The sequence below is a fragment of the Segetibacter sp. 3557_3 genome, assembly GCF_004354985.1.
Classification (GTDB): Bacteria; Bacteroidota; Bacteroidia; order Chitinophagales; family Chitinophagaceae; genus Segetibacter.
This window is the reverse complement of the sequence record NZ_SMSK01000016.1, coordinates 95964-116879: the sequence shown is the minus strand read 5'-3', so window position 1 is coordinate 116879 and position 20916 is coordinate 95964. Positions and strand designations below refer to the sequence as shown.

The window sequence follows — 20916 nt, the reverse complement described above, 5'->3', positions numbered from 1 at the left end:
TAAAGTAATAACCAGGTCTACTCTACAAATCAGGATGGAGAATGGAAGGCTTAAAACCGGATCGAAAAATGCTGACGTGCTTTTTGCTCTTTACGGAAGAAAACAATGCCGATAAAAAACAGGTCGATGGTGAGCGTGACCCGGGGATCATGCTGTATTTCCTTCCAGGCTGCTTCCATTTCTTTGCTCCAGTGAATATCGTCAAATACGAATACTGAGCTTTCATCTGCCTTCGACAACAGCTGGTGAAAATACCGGAGGGTGGGCTCTTTACGATGGTTACCATCTATAAAAGCAAGGTCAACTGATCCGAGCTTAAGAAGTTCAGGTTCTAGCGTATCGTCGAAGTTTCCCTCAACAATTTGCACATTTGTTACCTCACAGGCTGACAGCGTTTGCCGGGCTATACCTGCAACTTCGGTCGCTCCTTCAAATGTGATTACCCCTGATGGCCCGGCAGCAGCAAGATATGCTGTTGTTATTCCTAAAGAAGTTCCCAGTTCAACAATGGTACGGGGCTTAAAGTATTTGACCATTCTGAAAAGCAGTTGGCTATACTTTGCAGGCTTCAAAGACGATCCGGCAATAACGGCAACACTCCTTGACTTTGTTTTGGCAACAACACTACCTGCGCCAAAGTCGTCAACATTGATTACCGTGGGATCGTTTAAAAGATTTCTTCTTGCCTGTTCTATCCGGCGATACGCAGGGTATGCAGTATGATCATTTAATATCTTTTGTATAAAGGTGAATACAAAAGGAGAATGGACACCATGTCCTTTTCCATTGGAGGCGGTGATATAATACCGGAGATACTTTATACCTAGCTGTACCGCTGAAAACATGCGGCGAAAGTAAAAGAATATTGAAAGCCAATATGAACTTTACATTAAATCTCGGTAAAGCTTTGAGAGCTGTAGTTGTATTTACCTTTATTTTGATCAAAATCTAGATCAATGAACAGAGAAAATGGCAACTCGGCCAGTAGTGCTGAAGACAGGTCGGTTGAAACAGTATCCGAGTTGGTGCGCCGCCACCTGAACGACAGAAATCATCGCACGACAGAAGAAGAACTCAGAAATGCTAAGCTTGACCTCGCGATTTCGGGGCAGCAAGAAGCAAACCGGACAGAGCGTAACTAAGTAAACAGATCACAACTTTATCGATAGCAGGCTCAGGCCTGCTATTTTTTTGCCCCAGTGTACAATCCTTCAGTGCAGTAATCTCATGGGTGCACTAATTGGTCTCACCAGATCTGCCAGAAATAATTAAGCCATATTAACATGATTGGCTCATGACCCATGCACGATTGAAACTGGGTTCTGCACTTTGCCTGCGCCACCACCTGCAGGCTAACTACTGCATTTGCTGAAACTCGTTATAGGTGAGTTCCCATAACGACACCGGTTGCTCGAAGTTGATATAGCCGGGTGTCGTGGTATACTGTCTTACAAATCCGAACCCAGCCTTCGCAAGGGTTTTGTTGGGAGCGGGGTTTAGCGCGTAAGGCTCACAATAAAGCTTTTGCAACTGTAGGTTTTTGAAAAAATACGGCAGGCTCATTTTGATGAAGTTTGTACCAAGGCCCATGCGTCGGACCGGATCGGTCCATAAGTGTAGATGCATATAAGCTTGTTCACCAAAAACAATTTTATTTACGTTTGAGTGACCCACCGGTACCTGGTCCAACAGCCAAATCAGGCAATAAGATTGTTTTAGGTGGTAAGGCTGTTCAAGTTGTTCGGTCAGCATAATTCTCCATTCCTCCCTTGAAGGAATTTTATCAAGATCAACTCCCAGGCTGTGCAAAAACTGGCCTTCAGACTCTAACCAATAACTGCTGATCGTATCGATATCGGTCTCTTTAATTTCTCTGACCGATAAATGTCTTGGTGCGCCCATGTCTTACTGTTGTTTGATTTCTTTAACGGTTAAACCAGGTTCCGGATGTACAAGCTATACCAGGCTGGTCCGCAACTACCAGCTCAGTTTCTTCCCGGCAAGGGCCTGACACCATAATCAAGGTGCCCAGGTAAAAACGATGACCCGAATGAATAACGCTGAATTTAGCTATAAATTCTAAGCTGACAAAGTTGGCACACCGGCTGATACGCGTTTAGATGTGTCCTGAGATATCTGCGAACATGAACTGGTCCAGTACAGTAAACCTGGCTCCGGTTCAAATCAAAAAGGGAAACGTATCTGCCGATGCAAGAGAATTATCAATTCTTTCTGACGGTAAATAATAGATGAAGGGGTTCTTCCACTCTTCCAGCCATGGTTCCACAAGCAGGCTGGTGGTATATTAATTGTATCAAATACTTAAACGTTATTCATAATGGGCAAAGACGAAAACGGATCATTCCACCCCGGAAAAGGCAAGCCTTCAGGCGCGAATAAATCGGAAGGTTTGGGACTGGTTGGTACTGATCCCGACAAAATGGATGAATACCTCCAGAAATCTGATGAATATACAACGGGACCGGATGAATTACAACCTTCTGTACCCCCTGCACATCCCAACCGCAATACCATTAAAGGCGAGGAGACCAAAACCGGATCAAATAGCTGATTATTCATTATTAAACGTGTCACCGGGTATAGCAATACCCGGCCGGCCAACTTGCAGGAAAAATTCTAAGCAGGTGCAAATAGGGTTTTTGCGGCTGTCCATTTCCGCAAGGCAGATGCGCTTATCGTTGTTCACGATTGTAACATTAAAAAAGATCATTATGGCTAAACAAACTATGGGAAAAGACGACAATGGTGTGTTTCACCCCGGCAAGGGCAAACCTTCCGGTATTAACAAAGAAGAGGGATTGGGCATACAGGCTACACCGCCGGAGAAAATGGACGAATACCTCGAAATAACCGATAAGTATACGATCGGTGAAGATACACTCGACCCCAGTGTTCCGGTGAGACACCCGAACCGAAACACCTCGAAAGGTGAAGACACTTATAAAGGAAAAGAGAATAAGGTGGAAAGCAACAAAAGTAACAACCAGACATTTGATGAGGATCGTACACAAACTGAGGTAGAAGAACTGCCTGGTGTACTTACCAAAGAACGTTTTACGGAGCTGGCGAATTACAACAATGACTGCTGTATTTCCTTGTTTTTAGGTGCTCATCCTGCAGGTGTTGAAGTGAATGAACATTTTGATGTAACCAACTTTAAAAACCAGTTACAGGAAATTGCCCGTAGGCTCAAAGACAAAGGTTATGATCAAACGTTTATAGAGCCACTACTTGAACCTGGATATGAACTGGTACGAAACGAGCAGTTTTGGACGAGTTTGTCTCCTGGCCTGGCCGTGTTTATCGCAAAAGACTACTTTAAGTTTATCAAAATGCCGGTTGTACCTTCTGAGGAACTGGTTATAGAACCGACGTTTTTTGTGACACCACTCGTTCCGCTGATGATGAGTAAGGAATATTTTTACCTGCTTGTAATAAGTAAGCAATGTGCCAAACTGTTCAAGGGCGACGCGTATGGAATGCAGATCGTGCCAGTTGAACTCCCGCAAAGCATACAGGAAGTTAAACGCCTCTCTGACTCAGATGCAACTACGTTTAGATCAGGGAGCTCCGGTGCCCGCGCACCCCGCCAATCGCAGGAAGGTGCCTATCACGGTGTAGGTGGAGGAAACCCGGAAGACAAGGATAACATTCTTGTTTATTTTGAAGCCGTCGACGACATGCTATGGGATGAGGTTCTGAATAAAGAGAATGCGCCTCTTGTACTTGCAGGTGTGGAATACGAGATCCCAATTTATAAAAGTGCATGTGATTACCATAATGTATGGCCTGAGGCACTTACCGGTAATCGCGACCGGCAGGAAACAAAAGCACTGTACGAGGAAGCTAAAGCGCTGTTGAAACCCTTCTTCGACCAAAAACTGAATAGGGCGCTGGAGACTTACGGAAACAATTCAGCAAATGGATTAACCTCGTCGATCGCTGCGGATGTTATTCCTGCTGCCTACTATTCCCAGGTTTCTCACCTGTTTGTATGTAAAGGCGAACACATATGGGGCACATTTGATGAAATGGCAAACGAATTATTATTTCACGATACCCCTGACGAAGATGGTGAGGACCTCCTCGATCATGCTGTGGTTAAAACCTTGGCAAATGGAGGGGAAGTATACCTGCTTGAAAAAGAACAGATGCCTTCAGAAAGCCAGGTGGCTGCAATCATGCGGTTTTAAGCGGGCTTCTTTAAGCAGTTAAAACACCAAACCCATGCTGACTAAACAGAGCAAACCAGCTTAGAGGTTCGGATTTAGTCATTAAACGGTTTTCATGTTCGCATTCCGTAGTCAGCTTCCAAATTGGAACATGCCTATAGGAGTTTAACTATGAAACTAAGTTTCTTTTTTACCGGTTAATAAGAAAACGCTGCGTGAAAACGCGGCGTTTTTGTTTTTAAGAAATTCACCGCCTTTCAAAACACCTGCTTGGCTAAACAGGCCTAACGCAAAATTTACTATAGACGGTTTGATTTTTTTATTAGTATAGTTTATTCGTGATTTAAACTCCATGTCGCGGCTAATACCTCACAGGACAACCTGATGAAGTGACCTAGTCGTTGTAGATATTCCTCATTTTGAGCAAAAATGATGATTTTCTCCACCAATGAATATAGCTTTTTAGCAGATATGCCACAACAACAGTGGCACGCATTTAAATATATCATATAATTGAAATAGGTTATCATCCTTCTTATTTGAGCACATTGCTAAATAGAGGAATTACCGGATGAAATCACATCATCTAATATCAAATTGAAGACTGCCTTTTCATGCTACAATCGCCGGAACTTCCAAGGATAGTTAACCATATCAACTTACCGGACGGCAGGATAACAAAGCCAGGTTAAAGGCTTTAGAAATAGTGTACAATGGATAAAATTCTACTGAATAACCGTGTTGAGATATGGGGAGGAATTGAGTGTTCGATTAACCGGGTCGGTGATCGCTATATGGATCAGACGCTGCTTTCAGGTCACTATACCCGCGAAGATGACATTCAGCGTTTCGCCGCACTCGGGATTTCCGCAATGCGTTATCCTGTGCTTTGGGAGAAACATGCACCGGAACCAAACCGGGAAATTGACTGGTTTGAAACCGAAAGAAAGCTGAACGAACTCCGGAAGGTTAACCTGACTCCAATTGCAGGTCTGGTTCACCATGGCAGTGGACCGGCCCACACCAGCTTTCATAACGACACTTTTTCTGAAGGTTTAGCCCTATATGCTGAACAGGTTGCCCGCAAGTTTCCGTGGCTGGAGTATTACACCCCCGTTAATGAGCCGCTTACAACAGCAAGATTTTGCGGGTTATACGGCCATTGGTTCCCACACGGTAACGATGATAGTTCTTTTCTAAGGGTTTTGATTGCAGAATGCAAAGGCACCATACTGGCAATGCAAGCCATACGCAAAATAAATCCCCATGCTAAGCTCGTTTTTACCGAGGACCTGGGCAAGACGCATAGCACCCCGAAGCTGAAGTACCAGGCCGATTTTGAGAATCTTCGCCGATGGCTCTCGATCGATCTTGTTTGCGGTGCAGTAAATATTTCGCACCCGCTCTACAAATACATACTTGACGCCGGAATAGGCACTGAAGAATTAGCTTTCTTTACTCAAAATCCCTGTCCTCCCGACATCCTTGGCTTTAATCATTACCTCACGTCCGAGCGTTATATCGACGAACAAACCAGCAACTATCCACCACATACCTGGGGAGGAAATATCGAGCAGCAGTATGCCGACGTTGAAGCCGTTCGTGTTGAACAGGAATGCATGTCCGGTCCTTATGAATTGCTCAAGGAAGCATGGGAAAGGTATCACCTCGCTTTAGCTGTCACCGAGGTACACCTTCATTGCAGCCGCGAGGAACAACTAAGGTGGTTTCATAATATGTGGGAAACGGCAAACAGGTTAAAGCAAGAAGGCGTTGAGATCCGGGCAATAACCGCTTGGGCCCTGTTGGGATCATTTGATTGGGTAAGCCTGTTGACCCGTCAAAACGGATATTATGAGTCGGGGGTGTTTGATCTCCGTGCAGCTTCGCCGCGACCCACGGCATTATCGAAACTAATAACTACACTCTCGCAGGGCAAAACATACGCTCACCCCGTACTAGCCGAAAAAGGCTGGTGGCAACGGCCATGCAGGATTGAGTACCGCTCTGCGCAGTCGCATCCGCAACATATAGAAACGAGGACCACCCGGCCGATTATTATCACCGGCAAATCAGGTTCCCTGGGCAAAGCTTTTGCCCGGATCTGCGATCTGAGGGGTATTCACTATCATCTGATGGGCAGGCAGGATTTCAGGATTACTGCTCCGGCTGCTATTGAAGATTTGATCCTGCAATACAATCCCTGGGCAATTATCAATACAGCGGGATTTGTTCGGGTTGATGAAGCGGAAAGTGATGCTGAAAACTGTTTCATGGTAAACAGTATAGCTCCGCGCGAACTTGCAAAGCAATGCAGCAGGTACGATGTCAAATTTGTTACATTTTCATCTGATCTTGTATTCGACGGAAAGAAGAATGACCCTTACGTAGAAAGCGACACGGTTTCTCCACTAAGCATTTTCGGACAGAGTAAGGCAGCAGCTGAAAAGGCAGTGCTGGCCGAAAATCCTGATGCCCTTGTTATTAGAACCAGCACCTATTTTGGTCCATGGGATTCCATGAATTTTGTTGCAGACGCCCTCTATTCGTTTCAAAAAAGTCTTCCGTTTAAAGTCGTTAACGACGTTATTGTATCTCCAACTTATACACCCGACCTGGTTAATGTTGCGCTTGATCTTCTGTTGGATGAGGAACATGGAATTTGGAACATCTCCAATAATGGAGAGCTATCATGGGCAGTACTTGCAGAAGAGGTTGCAAAACGGAGCGGCTATAGTACCGCAAGGCTCAATCCTATCAGCTTGAAAGAAATGGGTTTCGTAGCACCACGACCACAGTATAGTGTGCTAAAGAGTGAAAAGGGTTTTACTTTACCAAACCTCGAAAATGCTTTGGATCGTTTCTTTCACGAACAAGAATTGGTAACGATATAAACAATGTGGCTTACTCGCTGTTGTTAAACCAATTTGCCGGGCGGTAAATCTGAACAAAGACTTTCCGAATGCGAAGCGGGTAGCATTTTTTTCGCCCAAACGTAGGAATTCCCTGCAGCGTTAGTAAGTAGTCCAGAATTGAAGCGATAAAGTAATAAAGTGAACGGGCTGGATAAGGGTATGGTCATTTTGGAAATTGAATTGCACGTTGCCGGATCAGCCAGGCCCACTCTCTTATCGTAACAAAGGCTACTATTGTAAAACCATCGTTCAAAATTTGCTCAGCCTTACGCCCATGTGATTGCTCCATAAAAAAAGGCAAGCTCACCTGATTGGTGCGCTTGCCTTTTTCTATGCATCCTCTACAAATATCTACTGTAAACGAGCTTAACCCTATAACAACAGCCTGATAAACCTACCTTGAGGTCGCCGCTCCCGGAAATGAAGCAGACTTTTCTGCAGGAACTGTTTTTGTCATTATTGCTGCTCCTATCTCAAAGATACCAAAGAGCAGATGTGGCAGATAAACCTCGTCGGCAAAGCCAAATAACCATGGCGAAATTGCAAGAAGAATACCGCTCGCAAGGTCAAGCATCAAGTGGGTGGCCATTGGAAGTTTTCTAACCAGGCCTAATTCATAATCAGTAAAAATGCTGTAAGCGAGCGCGCCTAATCCTAAAGCAAAAGGTATCCAGGTTTTCGCTCCGCCGTCGTGGGCAAATCCCAACAACCAGGGGGCCGACATTAGTATCACGCCGACAAGATAGTCGAGCATGCCATGAACTCTCGTTGGAATAATTCGCATAAATAGTGGTTTTAAAATGTTTAATTGTTAATAGCTGCCAAAGCCTGTATGTGTACGAAGTTATTTACGCTATTCGGGATAGATAGACACTTCACTTGGCTCGTCATTTATACGCCATCCCCGATGCATACGTTCTGAGTTAAAAGCAAATGCCACGGTGCCGCTGGGATCAATTGCAATCAACCCCATATCTCCTTCAACCGCCTTACAGCGATCATGGATTAAGTAGTTACAGGCATCAACAATGGGCATGCCTTTGTACTCCATAATTGCATGTAAATGAAATCCGGCTACATGTTGCATAAGGTATTCTCCATCGCCGGTACAGGATACTGCGCATACCTTATTATCTGCATAAGTACCCACGCCAATCATAGAGCTATCTGCTATCCGGCCGGAGGTTTTATTTTCCAGTCCGCCGGTTGATGTTGCTGCTGCCAGGTTACCATATTCGTCAAGTGCAACGGCCCCCACAGTACCATGATCCTTGCGCCTTGCTTGCCGCTCTCCGGCATCACCAGGATTAGCGGTTTGATGTTGCGCCTCTTCTTCGTATTGGTTGTAATTGTATTCCGTAATGAAATACGCATCTGGGCGAAGTTCGAGACCCTGTTGCCTCGCAAATGCGAGTGCGCCTGAATTGCCCAGGTAAATATGGCTGCTTTTTTCCATTATGGCCCGCGCAAGGGTTACAGGGTTTTTAACCTGTTGAACAACTGAAACCGCTCCGCAATTCAGGTCCAACCCATTCATTATCGATGCATCCATTTCTACTTGCGCGTGTTCATTTAAAACAGAACCCCGGCCGGCATTAAAAAGCGGGTTATTCTCAAGCATATTAATGGCGGCTTCTACCGCATCTACCGATGATCCTCCCTTTTTAAGGATACTGTGCCCTGCCGATAATGCGTCTTCTAACCCGCTCTGGTAAGCTTCGATATTCTCGCGAATGAGCGCCGAGTCAGGCCCCGCTCCACCATGTACGGCAATGACAATCTTTTTCATCTATTCTTCTGTCGGATTTATGTGACTGCTTTTTCCAGCTCCTTATACGTGGTTGGAATATACGTGAGTAATTATCAGGCGTTCTCGAAGTCAATTTGGATAAAAAAGGAAAAGCGGCAAACACCGCTTTCCTTTTTCCTGTTTCCTTACCCCTATAAGAAGGTTATTGATTCTGACTTCCGGTACCTGTGCCGGTAGCGCCAGAACCTGAACGACTACCTGTATTCAATTTTGCCAACATATCCCTATGCATCCTGATTTTGGGAAGCGCATTTGTTACTAGCGCTCTCAGCTCAGGACTTCTAAGCGTTCTTTGCGCGGCAGTTAGCTGTGCAAGTTTTGTCTCGTGCATAGCAAGCATCTGAGAAACCCACATGCGATCGAATGCTGCACCTGTTGCATTACGAAGTGCTGACATTGTGGGATCTGTGCTCATACCTGAACCCATGCCGATACTACTTGTTGAGCCTGATCCCATATTACCTGAGCCCATATTACCTGAACCCATATTACCTGAACCCATATTACCTGAACCCATATTACCTGAGCCCATATTACCAGTGCTGCCAGATCCCATTGCACCGGAACCAGTTCCACCAGATCCTATTGTACCTGCACCTGTGGTGCCTGATCCTGTGCCTGTGCTACCTGATCCCATTGTTCCTGTGCCCATACCAGAACCTGTGCTGCCTGAACCTGTGTTTCCGCTGCCTGTAGTTCCTGAACCGATTGTACCGGAACCTGTAGTGCCGGAACCGATTGTACCGGAACCTGTAGTGCCGGAACCGATTGTACCGGAACCTGTAGTGCCGGAACCGATTGTACCGGAACCTGTAGTGCCGGAACCTGTTCCGGTGCTACCTGAACCCATACTGCCTGCTCCTGAACCGGTTGATCCGGAGCCTGAACCTGTGCTACCTGATCTCATTGTTCCTGTGCCCATACCAGAACCTGTGCTGCCTGAACCTGTGTTTCCGCTGCCTGTAGTTCCTGAACCGATTGTACCGGAACCTGTAGTGCCGGAACCTGTTCCGGTGCTACCTGAACCCATACTGCCTGTTCCTGAACCGGTTGATCCAGAACCAGAACCTGTGCTACCTGATCCCATGCTGCCTGTTCCCATGCTGCCTGTTCCTGAACCGGTTGATCCGGAGCCTGAACCTGTGCTACCAGAACCCATTGTGCCGGTGCCTGAACCAGTACTACCAGAACCTGATCCTGTAGTACCTGATCCCCTGTTAGTCGATCCTGTTCTTCCACTTGTACCAGTACCCGAACCAGTGCTACCTGAACCAGTAGATCCAGAACCTAAAGTACCAGAGCCTGTTGTGCCTGAACCGGTGCTACCACTACCTGAGCCTGTTGACCCTGAGCCGGAACCTGTGCTACCAGAGCCCATTGTACCAGCTCCTGAACCCGTAGTGCCTGAGCCGGAGCCGGTGTTACCGGAACCCATCATGCCGGTTCCTGTTGATCCCGAACCGGAGCTAGTGTTACCGGAACCCATCGTGCCGGTTCCTGAACCCATCGAGCCAGTTCCCATAGAACCGGAACCCATCGACCCCATTCCCATGTCGTCGAGACCAGTCATGTTTTGCGCTCTTCCAGCTTTTCTCAGATCATTCAACATCTGCGTATGATCAGCCACCATTTGCTGGGCAGCTTGTTTTACACCCGCACTTGAACCTTTATCGATTGCCATCTGGGACATCTGAATTTCATTCATATTGTCGCGGATACTTTTACCGATAAAAGCAGTGTCTGATGATGCAGTGCCGGTAGTTCCGGAGGTTGATGAGCCAGTCCCCGTTGTGCCCCTTTGAGTGCCGGTTGTCTGTGCACTGGTTGTTGTACACGTACAAGCCGTGATGACCATTGCAGCCAGCAACTCAGGCAAGCTTCCTTTTAACATTTTCATATTCTTAAAATTTTAGCATTAATAATTTCGCTATGTAATTGCTAGAAATTATCATTCCATTTGCAGCCTTTTGAAACCGATGACAATGTTTAGATACCAACAACCCTGATATGTACTTAATGGCTTAAAGAACAACGATGTAGTAAAAAGATTTAGACTTCACAACTTAAGTTTAGCGACAAAGCCAATTTAGCTCACTGGGGAAGAAACCGGTTGCATTACGTAAAGAGATTATATATTTCCACAGTTTAGATATTCAATTGGTCCCATCGAAATATCTTGAAGAACCTATGGACGATCATGATCGCTTAACGACCAAAGCATAACAAGGGCGAGCAACAAAAGTCTTTTCTTCGGTCAAATGAGCGACAACGCCCTACTAACGTGCAGTTCACCTTGTAAAATGGCGAATGCATCATATCTCGCTAATAATAGATCCGGATTATTTTTGTAGCCGGCATTTATTAGGCTATTTAACAGCCGTTGCCACGCTCGGTTCAACGAATACTTCATCCTTGAGCAACTACATTCAAATACTAATGCTTCGAATGACAAACGGGTTGTCATCAATAAAAATCCGATTGTTAAACAATTCACCGCTACAGAAACAAAAACTTTAAACCTCCATTTTTTTATGTGCACGCAGTTCTACAACTAGGTACACCCTCACACTAGTACAAACAACCAAGGTGATCGCCGCATTTCCAACGAATAATTTTATAATTCTGATTTTCAACAGTTTAATTTACCTGGAAATCATATGATACCCTATTAGCTAAACCGGGTACTATTTTGCAACAGTTATCGCAACCGGAAAAATTATAAAGGACTTTCCAAAAACCAAATCGGGAGCAAACGTATTAATAGTTGTTGCATTGCGGCTATCAAAAAAACATAAAACAAACACTATGATGTTGAAAAAAATGATTTACACCGGGTCAGTACTCGCGGGGTTAGCCCTTGTATCGTGTAGTAAAGACGACAAAGATCTGAATGATACCGACAGGCAGTTTATGGTGCAGGCAAGTTTGAGCAATACCGCTGAAATTGGCGCCGGTACCATGGCAAGCACAAAAGCAACAAGCCCGATTGTTAAGGCTTTTGCTATGTCGATGGTTGCTGAACATACTACAGCCCAAAACGATTTGAAAAACCGGGGTAATAGTGTTGGCAATCCCGTTCGCGACACGCTCGATCCAGCCCACGTTGCGCTCGCACTACAGTTAAATAGCTTATCGGGCCGGGCATTCGACTCAGTTTACATGCATAGCCAGGTAGCCGATCACATTGCAACAATCACCTTTTTCCAAAATGAGCAAAGCAATGGTCAACACCGCGACATTTTGGGATATGCAAATACTTATCGCCCGCATATTGAAATGCACCGTTCACGCGCAGATAGTATAGCAACAAATCTTTTTAGAAGATAAACGAGTTGTGGGTTTTACTTTGATTTTTTAATGACTATTCAAAAGGCGTATTTCTAATGCGCCTTTTTTGTTGTGTTCCGGTGTTAGGATTCGGCATACCAGACAACCAAGAAGCGGTAATTAGGATAATCACGACCAAATATTAGTTGACGATTGATCTATTCCGCAGCTATACTAAATCCTGTGATTGACCGGTTATAGGCACAACATTATTTTTTTAATCATAAATGAATATATCAAAATGTACGTATTGTATTCGTGCCGATACCCTTTAGATTACATCGGTGAAATTATTAGATAATTGGTAAATTCAGGTATCAGTTAACTACATTATTGCCCCAAAAGAGTCAACGGAAAATCTGATAGCTATACTCCGGCAATGCGCCCCTTGCATTATCAATTATATATAAGATATAAATTTCTCAATTGGCGAGTACTGGCGACTTAATTCATCTTGCTGCTGTGATAATTAATTTACCGGGCTTTTAATAAAAAAGTGATAAAGAGAAAAATTAAGCCATTATTTAATTAATAACCTGTCAACTTATTAGATTATGCTAATTACCAAAACACCTGATGAGTAAGAGTTCATTGAATATCGATTTTCCTCCTGTCGATTTGATGAGGTATGGGCAAAAAAAAGCAGCAACTATTTAAGATTGCTGCATTTTAAACCTGGATACCGTGTTTTTATAAATCGGAACCCTTAGTCCTGTTTCCTGAAAGATCATCTCTTTCGATATCTTCTACATCAACCTCTGTTCTCCGCACAGTATCTGAAATAGTCTCGGTTCTTTCTTCTACATCTTTATCCAAACTTATTTCTTCAACAACACGTGCTTCTTTTGATACAACGGGAACTTCAGCTCTTTCAGTCATTTCAATTTCAGTTCCTTCGAAGTTATTCAAGTCAGCGGAGGTCGCTGCGCGATCAACAGCTGTTCTTTCAACACGAACATTCTCTTCACGAAGCCGGAGTGACTCTTCAACGGGGCGCTCAACAATCCTGCTTCTCAAACGCACACCGCCAGTCAGCACCTCGCGCTTACCTACCTGTAAATTTTCCTCGATGATAGGTATCTTCCTGCTTTCATTTGTATCTGAAAAATCTGAACGATCAGAACGGCTATCATTAAGGTCCGATGAGCCAGAGGTAGTGAAATCACTTGTACCAGAATAGGTATTGTCGCTACCTGTTAAACCTGTGCTACCGAGGTTATCTGCAGATCCTCTTGTCGTTCCTTCAGTGCTATAATCATTGGTGGTATCGTAAGCACCTGTTGTATCCAGACTTCCTGTAGAAGTGCTACCTGATGATGAACCGGTAAGGCCGGTAGATCCTGCAAGACCTGCTCCTGCTAATCCTGCGCCGGATAAACCTGAACCTGTTGATCCACTCATATCGGAAGTACTGCCTGAATTTCGTCCTGAATAACCATATGAAGCTGCACGCTCATCAACATTCACTGCTCCTGCATCATCAAGAATATCAGCCGCTTCTTCTGCCTGCTCAGATGTTTGCGCATGAACCGTTACGATACATCCGCTTCTTTTTGCAACGTGTGCGTAGCGGTCAGAGTCATCGTCATTTCCGAAAAGATTTTTAAAAAACCTTGATATTCCACTCTCCTGATGGTCGTCATCGTCTGTATTCGTTGTGCTTGTGGTACCTGTAGAACCTGATGACGAAACATCGATGTTCTCCCTTGAAATACCTCTGCTGGTAAGGTTCTGTACAGCTTGCTGCGCCTCTGCAGAACTGTCGAACAAACCGATTACTGTTTGTGCCATAATGGTTGCTTTTTTGATTTTTTATAAATAATGATAATTCGAAAAACTAAAGTGGTTTATTAATTTCAGTTCTTTTTACCTCAATTTCTTCCTTTCGCAATGTTACCTCATGGGTTTCGTTTCTTTGACTTTGCACCCTGGTAACCCTTAATTCCTCAACCAATAGGATCTTTTTTTCAATCACTGCAACTTCTTTCAAAACAGGAATAATCATAACGTCGCCCTCATACCTTACGGCCTCAGGCATCACATCTAAATATTCGTTTTTCGCGATACGCTCAACTGAAACGTGTTGTTCTGTTAACGGGATATTATACTGATCTGTTTCTTCATGAACAGTTTTCGAGATGTTGACCTTTCCGGTCTCGACCACTTTCTTCTCGACCTGCAAGTGCTCCTCAATTATCGGAATGGTAACTCGCTTTTCTTCGTCCGGATGTTGTCTGCTTAAATTAACCCCATTATCTGTTGCCATACCACAAATGTTATATGTCGTACAGAATGAATACTGTGCCAGCTAACTAATTCATTGAAAAACAGAAGGTTGCAAAAAGCATTGTAATAAGTAACGTTAGGATGTAGAAAATTATAAACAGTAGTAGTTAATTTCCCAATTGCCAATGATTATGAGCAGAAAAGACGCTTCCTTTTGAATATTGTTAACCATTATTTTACATGCATATTTCCATGTTGCCTGCAAGGCCTGTTTAGTTTTCTTAACCGTTATTCAAAACCCGATGTGTACGAAAACCAATGTTGTCAAACGAGTCATAATAATGTTCTTAACGTAATGGAGTAACGCAGGTGTTGTACCGGTGCGATTGAATGTTGCCAGGCGGTTCGCGAAGGTCCACTCATAAGGTAAACAGATCGTCGCTCAACAGGTAGCGAGATCGTGGCTTTACGTGTTTGTTTTGTTTTATCGTTTGGACGGAACCTGAACAGGCAGTCGGAAAGAAGGGAGATACCCACCACTTTGTCGAATGGAGGTGCGTCGCGGTGCCAGTTGATTACAGCTCCCGGTGGGTAATCAGTCACCAGCAGTTCGCCTATTTCCTTTGTTGCTAAGCTAAATCGCTCGGCTACTTTTTCGATGAGATCCGAAAATTCCAATGGTATCTCTTTTCCCCTTGTCAAATGCCGGGTATCAAAGTTCCAGTCGTAACCAAAACTTGCCACTTTACGTCTCGCTTCGTAACCCTGAAAGTTAAACGTGTGTAGGTTGAGCCGGGATATAACCCTGCATAATTGCTCTTCCTCGGCATCATTAAGAAAATCGGGGAGGTATAAGAAGCCCTCCGGTACTACCGGGGCAACCGGAAACAAGGTTTGCATAGAAAAAACTCGTATAAAAGTGTACCAGATAGCGGGCATTGTTCAAACCACCAGTCGCCATACTGTAAGATTTTGTTGCCGGCGTTTAGTGCCGGTACCACAACCAGGCTGCTTACCCGTTGATTCAGGGTTCCCGGTGCCCGAAACGATCCACAATTATCAGCACGCGCTATGGGATCGGGTAGTTCGCGAAGCCTTGTAAATCAGGCTAAAGGGCCGAATAAGAACCAAACGGATGATTGAAATGCCTGGGGATATTTGTATATTACTCTTCAATCAACCAAAACCGCCGTTCCGACATGAACATTTTTATCAGCTACCGCCGGCACGATACTGCCGGCGAAGCAGGAAGACTTGTTGACTCGTTAAAACAACACTTTTCCGATGAAGAAATATTCATCGACATCGATACTATTCAACCCGGGCTCGATTTTACAGAAGTGATATCAGAATCACTAAAGAAGTGTGATGTCTTACTGGCGCTGATTGGTCCGGAATGGCTCGCCAGCAACGCCGAGGGTAAACGCCGGATTGACAATCCCGATGATTTTATACGGTTGGAAATAGCCGAAGCACTAAAACGCAACATACGTGTAATTCCAGTGTTAGTAGACAACGCTGAACTTCCCGAAGCTGCCGACCTACCAGCCGACTTGAAAGGTTTAATCAGGCGACAAGCGTACGAGGTAAGTAATAAGCGCTGGAAATTTGATGTGGAAGAACTGGTAAAAAGCCTGAAAAAAGGCCAATCCTATACAGGTAGCGAACGTTCGGCGGCTAGCGCTAACACTCCTCCAATACCCGCTCAGCCTGTTGTGGGGTCAACCACCACCCAGGTTCCACCACAGCCACAAAACCCGACGCCGCCCATAAACCAGGTTCATGCAAGCCCAAAAAACTGGTTAACTGAGTCGATCCTTTCAACACTGTTTTGTTGCCTGCCATTTGGGATTGTCGGGATAATCAACGCAGCGAAAGTAAATAACCTGTATGCTGCAGGCGACTACAATGGGGCACTTAAAGCATCGCAGGACGCCGCTAAGTGGACAAAAATAGCGGTAGTTTCAGGCATTGTTGTTTATGGCCTCTATTTTCTACTGGTGCTGGTGTTAGGCGACTTCTCCGGATATTGAGTTTAGTCGACATGCTAAGGTGAAGCCACCTTATGACAATCACTGTTCCCTCATTTAGCTTCACGGTGTCGTAATCTGCTGGTTATAGTTACTGAACGAATACGCGAGGTTCAAGATCATTAGAAGAAGGTCAACGGTACGACATCTCGCCTAACAATCAGCCGCTTAAATCGTTGTTGCCCCCTTCTAAAAATAGTTTAAAGCCGTTCCCTTCCTTCAGAACTGTAGCTTAGTGGCGCAGTTTTTTAAGTATTCATGTAGTATACCCACGAGCTGCCTGCAATTAGCCCTCCTTTGGGCATATCCAGCGCATTGCCGTTAAACAGCTTTAAAACATGAGTCTAAACCAGCGGGAAGGTTACTTTATTTCTAAGGGAATTGATGATTTCTTTTCCGGGGTTTATCGGGCCGGCATGTTTATTCTGCGGTTTTTTAAAGAAGCTGTTACACCACCATTTGAGTTTAAGGAGATTGTTAAGCAATGTTACGAGGTGGGTTACCGTTCCTTATCACTTATCACCCTCACCGGGTTTGTTACGGGCTTTGTATTTACCAAACAATCCCGGCCTTCACTGGCCGAATTTGGCGCCACTTCCTGGTTGCCCTCACTAGTGGCCATTGCGATCATCAGGGCACTGGCACCACTTGTAACTGCCCTGATCGCGGCAGGAAAAGTAGGATCAAACATTGGCGCGGAACTAGGATCGATGAAGGTCACCGAGCAGATTGACGCCATGGAAGTTTCCGCCGTTAACCCGTTTAAATTTTTGGTGGTTAGCCGGGTAATTGCAACCACGATTACCATTCCCATTTTGATGTGTTATACGGGTATGGTAGGAATGCTTGGGGCTTTCTTAAACGTAAACCAAAATGAACAAACCAGCTTTGTTTCATTTTTTCAACAGGCGTTCACCAATATCACCTTCCTCGATATCTTTTCATCACTGGTAAAGGCCATTGTATTTGGATTTACCATCGGAATTATCGGCTGTTATAAAGGATTTCACGCCACCCAGGGAACAGAAGGCGTCGGTCGCGCAGCCAACGCATCCGTGGTGCTTTCGATGTTCCTGATATTTATGGAGGAAATGCTCATTGTTCAAATAACCAATAACATAAGGGGCTAAAATGATGGAACTAAAACAGCCCGCCAGTGTTGACCGTGACCAGGTGATATCAATCAAAGACCTGTACAAGTCGTTCGGGAGCAAACATGTGTTAAAGGGTGTTGATCTTCATGTTAATAAAGGTGAAAACGTAGTCGTCCTCGGAAGGTCGGGCACGGGCAAATCAGTATTGATTAAGATCATCACCGGTTTATTAAAACAAGACCGGGGAAGCGTAAATGTGCTGGGATACGAGGTGGAGCGTTTAAGCGGAAAACAATTGCAGGAACTGCGCCTTAAGATCGGTTTCTCCTTTCAAAACAGCGCCCTTTATGATAGCATGACCGTCGGCGAAAACCTGGAATTCCCGCTGGTAAGAAATTCGAAACACCTTAGTCGTAAAGAGATTGATAACGCCGTTCAAACCGTATTAAACGCGGTCGGGCTCAGTGAAACAATAAGTCAGATGCCTTCGGAATTATCGGGGGGCCAAAGAAAACGGATCGGTATTGCTCGCACCCTTATACTCCAACCCGAGATCATGTTGTACGACGAACCAACGGCAGGTCTCGATCCTATAACCTGTATAGAAATCAATAACCTGATCAACAAGGTTAAGGAGCAATATAAAACCAGTTCCATCATCATCACCCACGACCTGACGTGTGCAAAAACTACAGGCGACCGGGTTGCGATGTTGCTGGATGGTAAGTTTGTTAAACAAGGCAGCTTCGATGAAGTGTTTGAATCATCGGACGATGAACGGATCCAACATTTTTACAACTATAATTTTATTCAATAAATGAAAGCCGCACAAACCAAAAGGGCAGCCATCGTTGGTATATTTATTTTCCTTGGTATTGCCATATTGATTGTCACCATTCTTACGCTTGGCGGTCAGAAAAAGACGTTTAGAAATTCGATAACCGTACGTGCCGTTTTCGACGATGTACAGGGCTTGCTCAAAGGAAACAACGTCTGGTTTTCGGGTGTAAAAATTGGTACCGTAAAACGTATTTCTTTTACCGGCACATCCCAGGTGGAAGTTGATTTAACCATCGAAGAAAAATCGGTGGAATACATCCGGAAAAATGCCCGCGCTAAAATCAGCTCCGAAAGTTTTATCGGCAGTAAAATCATTGAGATTATCGGCGGTACTCCGCAGGCGGGGGCAGTAGACGATGGCGATATTCTTGCTGTTGAAAAAACACTAGGCACCGAAGAGATGATGGGTACCTTCCAGGCAAATAACCGGAACCTGCTGGATATTACAACCGATCTTAAAGCAGTAAGTAAACGGCTCAACAATGGCGAAGGCACAATCGGCAAACTGTTGTCTGACGATCAGCTGGCAACCCAACTCTCCACAGTGATGGCAACCCTCCGCCGGGCATCCGCAAATACCGAGCGACTTACTACATCAATAGCAAATTATACCGCCCAGCTTAATAATAAACAGTCGTTCGCAAATCAATTGGTAAACGATACCATAATTTTCTCCCAACTCAGATCTACCGCCAGGGAATTGGATGAAATTTCCAAAACAGCAAACGACGTTGTCGTGAACCTTAAGCAAACCAGCTCCGACATTAATACCGGTGTAAACAACAGTAAGTCGCCGGTGGGTATGCTGCTTAAAGATGAAGCAGCGGCAAAAGACATCAGGGTGATTCTAAACAACCTGAATTCGGGTACCCAAAAGCTTGATGAAAACCTGGAAGCCCTGCAGCATAATTTTTTGCTACGTGGTTTTTTCCGGAAGAAAGCCAAACGCGACGCGAAGGCACAAAGAGACACATTGATAATTGCACCTGCTGAATAAAAATATTTCCTGGAATAATCGACGGGAGCGCAGGTAACTATAAAGCCCCGAATACTCACCCGTGTACAGCATCCCGAGTTGTGATGTTCAATTTAGAAGCTCCTTTTGAACCTAGCATGGAAATGTCATGGGACATCGTTGCACCCCCGGCTGCGCCAGTCGGACATCCGCCCGGCTGAAGCCATTCGGACGGGGGCGTCGCACCTTGTACCGCAGTTCCACCGGGGAGTATCTCAGCTTGATACTTAAAAATGTAAAACAAGATCGCGCGATATTACTACAGACAGATCTACCTGTCTGTTGCAAGAGTTTACATACCCAAGTGTAATTAATCATCCGGGCAGGCATTTGCTGATCAGCAAGCCCACATGTATTGACAGGAAATCTCCAAATTAAAATCTCTTAAAAAGGCAATTATCTGTTAACCAGTAACTATTTATGTATTATATTGATTGGAATTACTAATACTACATGAAATATATTGTTACAGGTGGCGCAGGCTTCATTGGGTCCCACCTTTGCCAAAAACTTGTGTCTGGTGGAAAACAGGTGGTGGCAATTGATAACCTCGTTACCGGAAACATCAATAATGTCGATCATCTCCTCGCCGGCAAAAACTTCAGTGTTATTGAAAAGGATGTCAGGTCCATTACCCACTGGAGTAAGGTTATTTCGAAAAATGATGTCATTATTCACCTGGCTGCAACGGTTGGTGTGAACAAGGTCATGGATGACCCACTGGAAACCCTGGAAAATAATTCAGCAACTACAAGGATCGTCTTAGATGTTGCGTTAAAGTACAACTGCAAGGTCTTTTTTGCAAGCACCTCTGAAGTCTATGGCAATACCGATCATCCGTTTTCTGCTGAAACTGATCATGTAATTATCCCATCCACCCATTGTGGACGAGCTGCCTATGTTGTTGGCAAACTAACCTCCGAACACTATTGCAACAACTACTTCAACCGATATGGCTTACCAGTAATTACTGCGCGTTTTTTTAACGTAATTGGCACAAGGCAGTCGGATGCACACGGTATGGTTACCCCAACCTTTATCAAGCAGGCACTATCCGGTAAGGCAATCACCATCTATGGCGATGGCAGCCAAACAAGAAGTTTTGCAGATGTAGATGACATGGTTAACGTTGTGCTGCAATTGCTCGACATCCCGGAAGCCTATGGCAACGTATTCAACATCGGTGGCGACGAAAACATAACAATCCTTCAGCTGGCGGAATACATTAAGCACGCGACAGGTTCCTCATCCCCTATCGTTTTTGTTCCTGTACCGTACCAGCGTACCGAAGGCAGAGATATACACTTCCGCCGCCCGTTGCTAACAAAACTTCAAACAATGACCGGTTGGAAACCAGCAATCCACTGGCATCAAACGATTGACAAGATTATTGAATACCAGGTGAGCCAACAAAATAAACTGATGGAAAGCCAGGCCGCCATCAACTGATCTTTTGGTGAACGATC

At 44.8% G+C, this 20916-nt stretch carries 18 protein-coding genes; 10 read left to right on the top strand and 8 right to left on the bottom strand.

Translation table 11 applies throughout. The annotated features are described in order from the left end of the window. Window positions 1-50: 50 nt before the first annotated feature. Window positions 51-845 (bottom strand): O-methyltransferase, encoded by a 795-nt coding sequence (locus EXU57_RS19815; RefSeq protein WP_133269992.1) that lies wholly within the window; start codon window positions 843-845, stop codon window positions 51-53. Window positions 846-956: 111 nt separating this feature from the next. Here EXU57_RS19815 and EXU57_RS19810 point away from each other — a divergent pair, with 111 nt between their 5' ends. Then, on the top strand, window positions 957-1142 hold the full coding sequence (locus EXU57_RS19810) for a hypothetical protein (RefSeq protein ID WP_133269991.1): 186 nt from the start codon (window positions 957-959) through the stop codon (window positions 1140-1142). Between the two features lie 214 nt (window positions 1143-1356). Here the strand turns inward: EXU57_RS19810 and EXU57_RS19805 are convergent, their stop codons facing one another. Further along, entirely contained in the window at window positions 1357-1902 is a 546-nt protein-coding gene (locus EXU57_RS19805; protein ID WP_133269990.1) for a GNAT family N-acetyltransferase, read from the bottom strand. A gap of 436 nt (window positions 1903-2338) precedes the next feature. On the opposite strand from EXU57_RS19805, the gene EXU57_RS19800 reads away from it, so the two are divergent. The 3 genes from EXU57_RS19800 (at window position 2339) to EXU57_RS19790 (ending at window position 7087) form a co-directional block, all read left to right on the top strand. Further along, window positions 2339-2572 carry a hypothetical protein gene (locus EXU57_RS19800; RefSeq protein ID WP_133269989.1) on the top strand — a complete coding sequence of 78 codons (234 nt, stop codon included), beginning with the start codon at window positions 2339-2341 and terminating at the stop codon, window positions 2570-2572. A gap of 160 nt (window positions 2573-2732) precedes the next feature. After that, window positions 2733-4214, top strand: coding sequence for a hypothetical protein (locus EXU57_RS19795; RefSeq protein ID WP_133269988.1), 1482 nt, complete (start codon window positions 2733-2735; stop codon window positions 4212-4214). Window positions 4215-4906: 692 nt separating this feature from the next. Further along, window positions 4907-7087 (top strand): SDR family oxidoreductase, encoded by a 2181-nt coding sequence (locus EXU57_RS19790; protein WP_133269987.1) that lies wholly within the window; start codon window positions 4907-4909, stop codon window positions 7085-7087. 415 nt (window positions 7088-7502) lie between these two features. On the opposite strand, the gene EXU57_RS19785 is transcribed toward EXU57_RS19790, so the two are convergent. From EXU57_RS19785 to EXU57_RS19775, 3 genes are all read right to left on the bottom strand, one after another. Further along, entirely contained in the window at window positions 7503-7892 is a 390-nt protein-coding gene (locus tag EXU57_RS19785; protein WP_133269986.1) for a hypothetical protein, read from the bottom strand. Between the two features lie 69 nt (window positions 7893-7961). Next, window positions 7962-8897 carry an isoaspartyl peptidase/L-asparaginase family protein gene (locus EXU57_RS19780; RefSeq protein WP_133269985.1) on the bottom strand — a complete coding sequence of 312 codons (936 nt, stop codon included), beginning with the start codon at window positions 8895-8897 and terminating at the stop codon, window positions 7962-7964. Between the two features lie 163 nt (window positions 8898-9060). After that, complete coding sequence (locus EXU57_RS19775; RefSeq protein ID WP_133269984.1) at window positions 9061-10815, bottom strand: DUF4142 domain-containing protein; 1755 nt, start codon at window positions 10813-10815, stop codon at window positions 9061-9063. A 908-nt stretch (window positions 10816-11723) separates the two neighbouring features. Between EXU57_RS19775 and EXU57_RS19770 the strand changes: the two genes are divergently transcribed. Then, the gene (locus EXU57_RS19770) at window positions 11724-12245 is read left to right on the top strand and encodes a DUF4142 domain-containing protein (RefSeq protein ID WP_133269983.1); all 522 of its coding nucleotides are present in this window, start codon (window positions 11724-11726) and stop codon (window positions 12243-12245) included. A 690-nt stretch (window positions 12246-12935) separates the two neighbouring features. Here the strand turns inward: EXU57_RS19770 and EXU57_RS19765 are convergent. The 3 genes from EXU57_RS19765 to EXU57_RS19755 all read right to left on the bottom strand — a co-directional run bounded on the left by EXU57_RS19765 (window position 12936) and on the right by EXU57_RS19755 (window position 15371). Beyond that, window positions 12936-14036 (bottom strand): YsnF/AvaK domain-containing protein, encoded by a 1101-nt coding sequence (locus tag EXU57_RS19765; protein WP_133269982.1) that lies wholly within the window; start codon window positions 14034-14036, stop codon window positions 12936-12938. Window positions 14037-14082: 46 nt separating this feature from the next. Next, window positions 14083-14511 carry a YsnF/AvaK domain-containing protein gene (locus EXU57_RS19760; protein WP_133269981.1) on the bottom strand — a complete coding sequence of 143 codons (429 nt, stop codon included), beginning with the start codon at window positions 14509-14511 and terminating at the stop codon, window positions 14083-14085. A 293-nt stretch (window positions 14512-14804) separates the two neighbouring features. Beyond that, complete coding sequence (locus EXU57_RS19755; RefSeq protein WP_165958211.1) at window positions 14805-15371, bottom strand: alpha-ketoglutarate-dependent dioxygenase AlkB; 567 nt, start codon at window positions 15369-15371, stop codon at window positions 14805-14807. Between the two features lie 299 nt (window positions 15372-15670). On the opposite strand from EXU57_RS19755, the gene EXU57_RS19750 reads away from it, so the two are divergent. From EXU57_RS19750 to EXU57_RS19730, 5 genes are all read left to right on the top strand, one after another. Further along, window positions 15671-16504 carry a CD225/dispanin family protein gene (locus EXU57_RS19750; RefSeq protein WP_133269979.1) on the top strand — a complete coding sequence of 278 codons (834 nt, stop codon included), beginning with the start codon at window positions 15671-15673 and terminating at the stop codon, window positions 16502-16504. A gap of 335 nt (window positions 16505-16839) precedes the next feature. After that, window positions 16840-17631: an MlaE family ABC transporter permease gene (locus EXU57_RS19745; protein ID WP_133269978.1), complete on the top strand. Its 792-nt coding sequence runs from the start codon at window positions 16840-16842 to the stop codon at window positions 17629-17631. A gap of 4 nt (window positions 17632-17635) precedes the next feature. Continuing rightward, window positions 17636-18412: an ABC transporter ATP-binding protein gene (locus EXU57_RS19740; RefSeq protein ID WP_133270036.1), complete on the top strand. Its 777-nt coding sequence runs from the start codon at window positions 17636-17638 to the stop codon at window positions 18410-18412. Next, window positions 18413-19432 carry an MlaD family protein gene (locus tag EXU57_RS19735; RefSeq protein WP_133269977.1) on the top strand — a complete coding sequence of 340 codons (1020 nt, stop codon included), beginning with the start codon at window positions 18413-18415 and terminating at the stop codon, window positions 19430-19432. A 471-nt stretch (window positions 19433-19903) separates the two neighbouring features. Then, window positions 19904-20899, top strand: a complete 996-nt coding sequence (locus tag EXU57_RS19730) for an NAD-dependent epimerase/dehydratase family protein (protein WP_133269976.1) — start codon at window positions 19904-19906, stop codon at window positions 20897-20899. Window positions 20900-20916 lie beyond the last annotated feature (17 nt).

What these genes read in the sequence shown, in the direction of transcription:
- EXU57_RS19815 (WP_133269992.1), bottom strand. Translation starts at nt 845, where the DNA reads ATGTTTTCAGCGGTACAGCTAGGTATAAAGTATCTCCGGTATTATATC.
- EXU57_RS19810 (WP_133269991.1), top strand. Translation starts at nt 957, where the DNA reads ATGAACAGAGAAAATGGCAACTCGGCCAGTAGTGCTGAAGACAGGTCG.
- EXU57_RS19805 (WP_133269990.1), bottom strand. Translation starts at nt 1,902, where the DNA reads ATGGGCGCACCAAGACATTTATCGGTCAGAGAAATTAAAGAGACCGAT.
- EXU57_RS19800 (WP_133269989.1), top strand. Translation starts at nt 2,339, where the DNA reads ATGGGCAAAGACGAAAACGGATCATTCCACCCCGGAAAAGGCAAGCCT.
- EXU57_RS19795 (WP_133269988.1), top strand. Translation starts at nt 2,733, where the DNA reads ATGGCTAAACAAACTATGGGAAAAGACGACAATGGTGTGTTTCACCCC.
- EXU57_RS19790 (WP_133269987.1), top strand. Translation starts at nt 4,907, where the DNA reads ATGGATAAAATTCTACTGAATAACCGTGTTGAGATATGGGGAGGAATT.
- EXU57_RS19785 (WP_133269986.1), bottom strand. Translation starts at nt 7,892, where the DNA reads ATGCGAATTATTCCAACGAGAGTTCATGGCATGCTCGACTATCTTGTC.
- EXU57_RS19780 (WP_133269985.1), bottom strand. Translation starts at nt 8,897, where the DNA reads ATGAAAAAGATTGTCATTGCCGTACATGGTGGAGCGGGGCCTGACTCG.
- EXU57_RS19775 (WP_133269984.1), bottom strand. Translation starts at nt 10,815, where the DNA reads ATGAAAATGTTAAAAGGAAGCTTGCCTGAGTTGCTGGCTGCAATGGTC.
- EXU57_RS19770 (WP_133269983.1), top strand. Translation starts at nt 11,724, where the DNA reads ATGATGTTGAAAAAAATGATTTACACCGGGTCAGTACTCGCGGGGTTA.
- EXU57_RS19765 (WP_133269982.1), bottom strand. Translation starts at nt 14,036, where the DNA reads ATGGCACAAACAGTAATCGGTTTGTTCGACAGTTCTGCAGAGGCGCAG.
- EXU57_RS19760 (WP_133269981.1), bottom strand. Translation starts at nt 14,511, where the DNA reads ATGGCAACAGATAATGGGGTTAATTTAAGCAGACAACATCCGGACGAA.
- EXU57_RS19755 (WP_165958211.1), bottom strand. Translation starts at nt 15,371, where the DNA reads ATGCAAACCTTGTTTCCGGTTGCCCCGGTAGTACCGGAGGGCTTCTTA.
- EXU57_RS19750 (WP_133269979.1), top strand. Translation starts at nt 15,671, where the DNA reads ATGAACATTTTTATCAGCTACCGCCGGCACGATACTGCCGGCGAAGCA.
- EXU57_RS19745 (WP_133269978.1), top strand. Translation starts at nt 16,840, where the DNA reads ATGAGTCTAAACCAGCGGGAAGGTTACTTTATTTCTAAGGGAATTGAT.
- EXU57_RS19740 (WP_133270036.1), top strand. Translation starts at nt 17,636, where the DNA reads ATGGAACTAAAACAGCCCGCCAGTGTTGACCGTGACCAGGTGATATCA.
- EXU57_RS19735 (WP_133269977.1), top strand. Translation starts at nt 18,413, where the DNA reads ATGAAAGCCGCACAAACCAAAAGGGCAGCCATCGTTGGTATATTTATT.
- EXU57_RS19730 (WP_133269976.1), top strand. Translation starts at nt 19,904, where the DNA reads ATGAAATATATTGTTACAGGTGGCGCAGGCTTCATTGGGTCCCACCTT.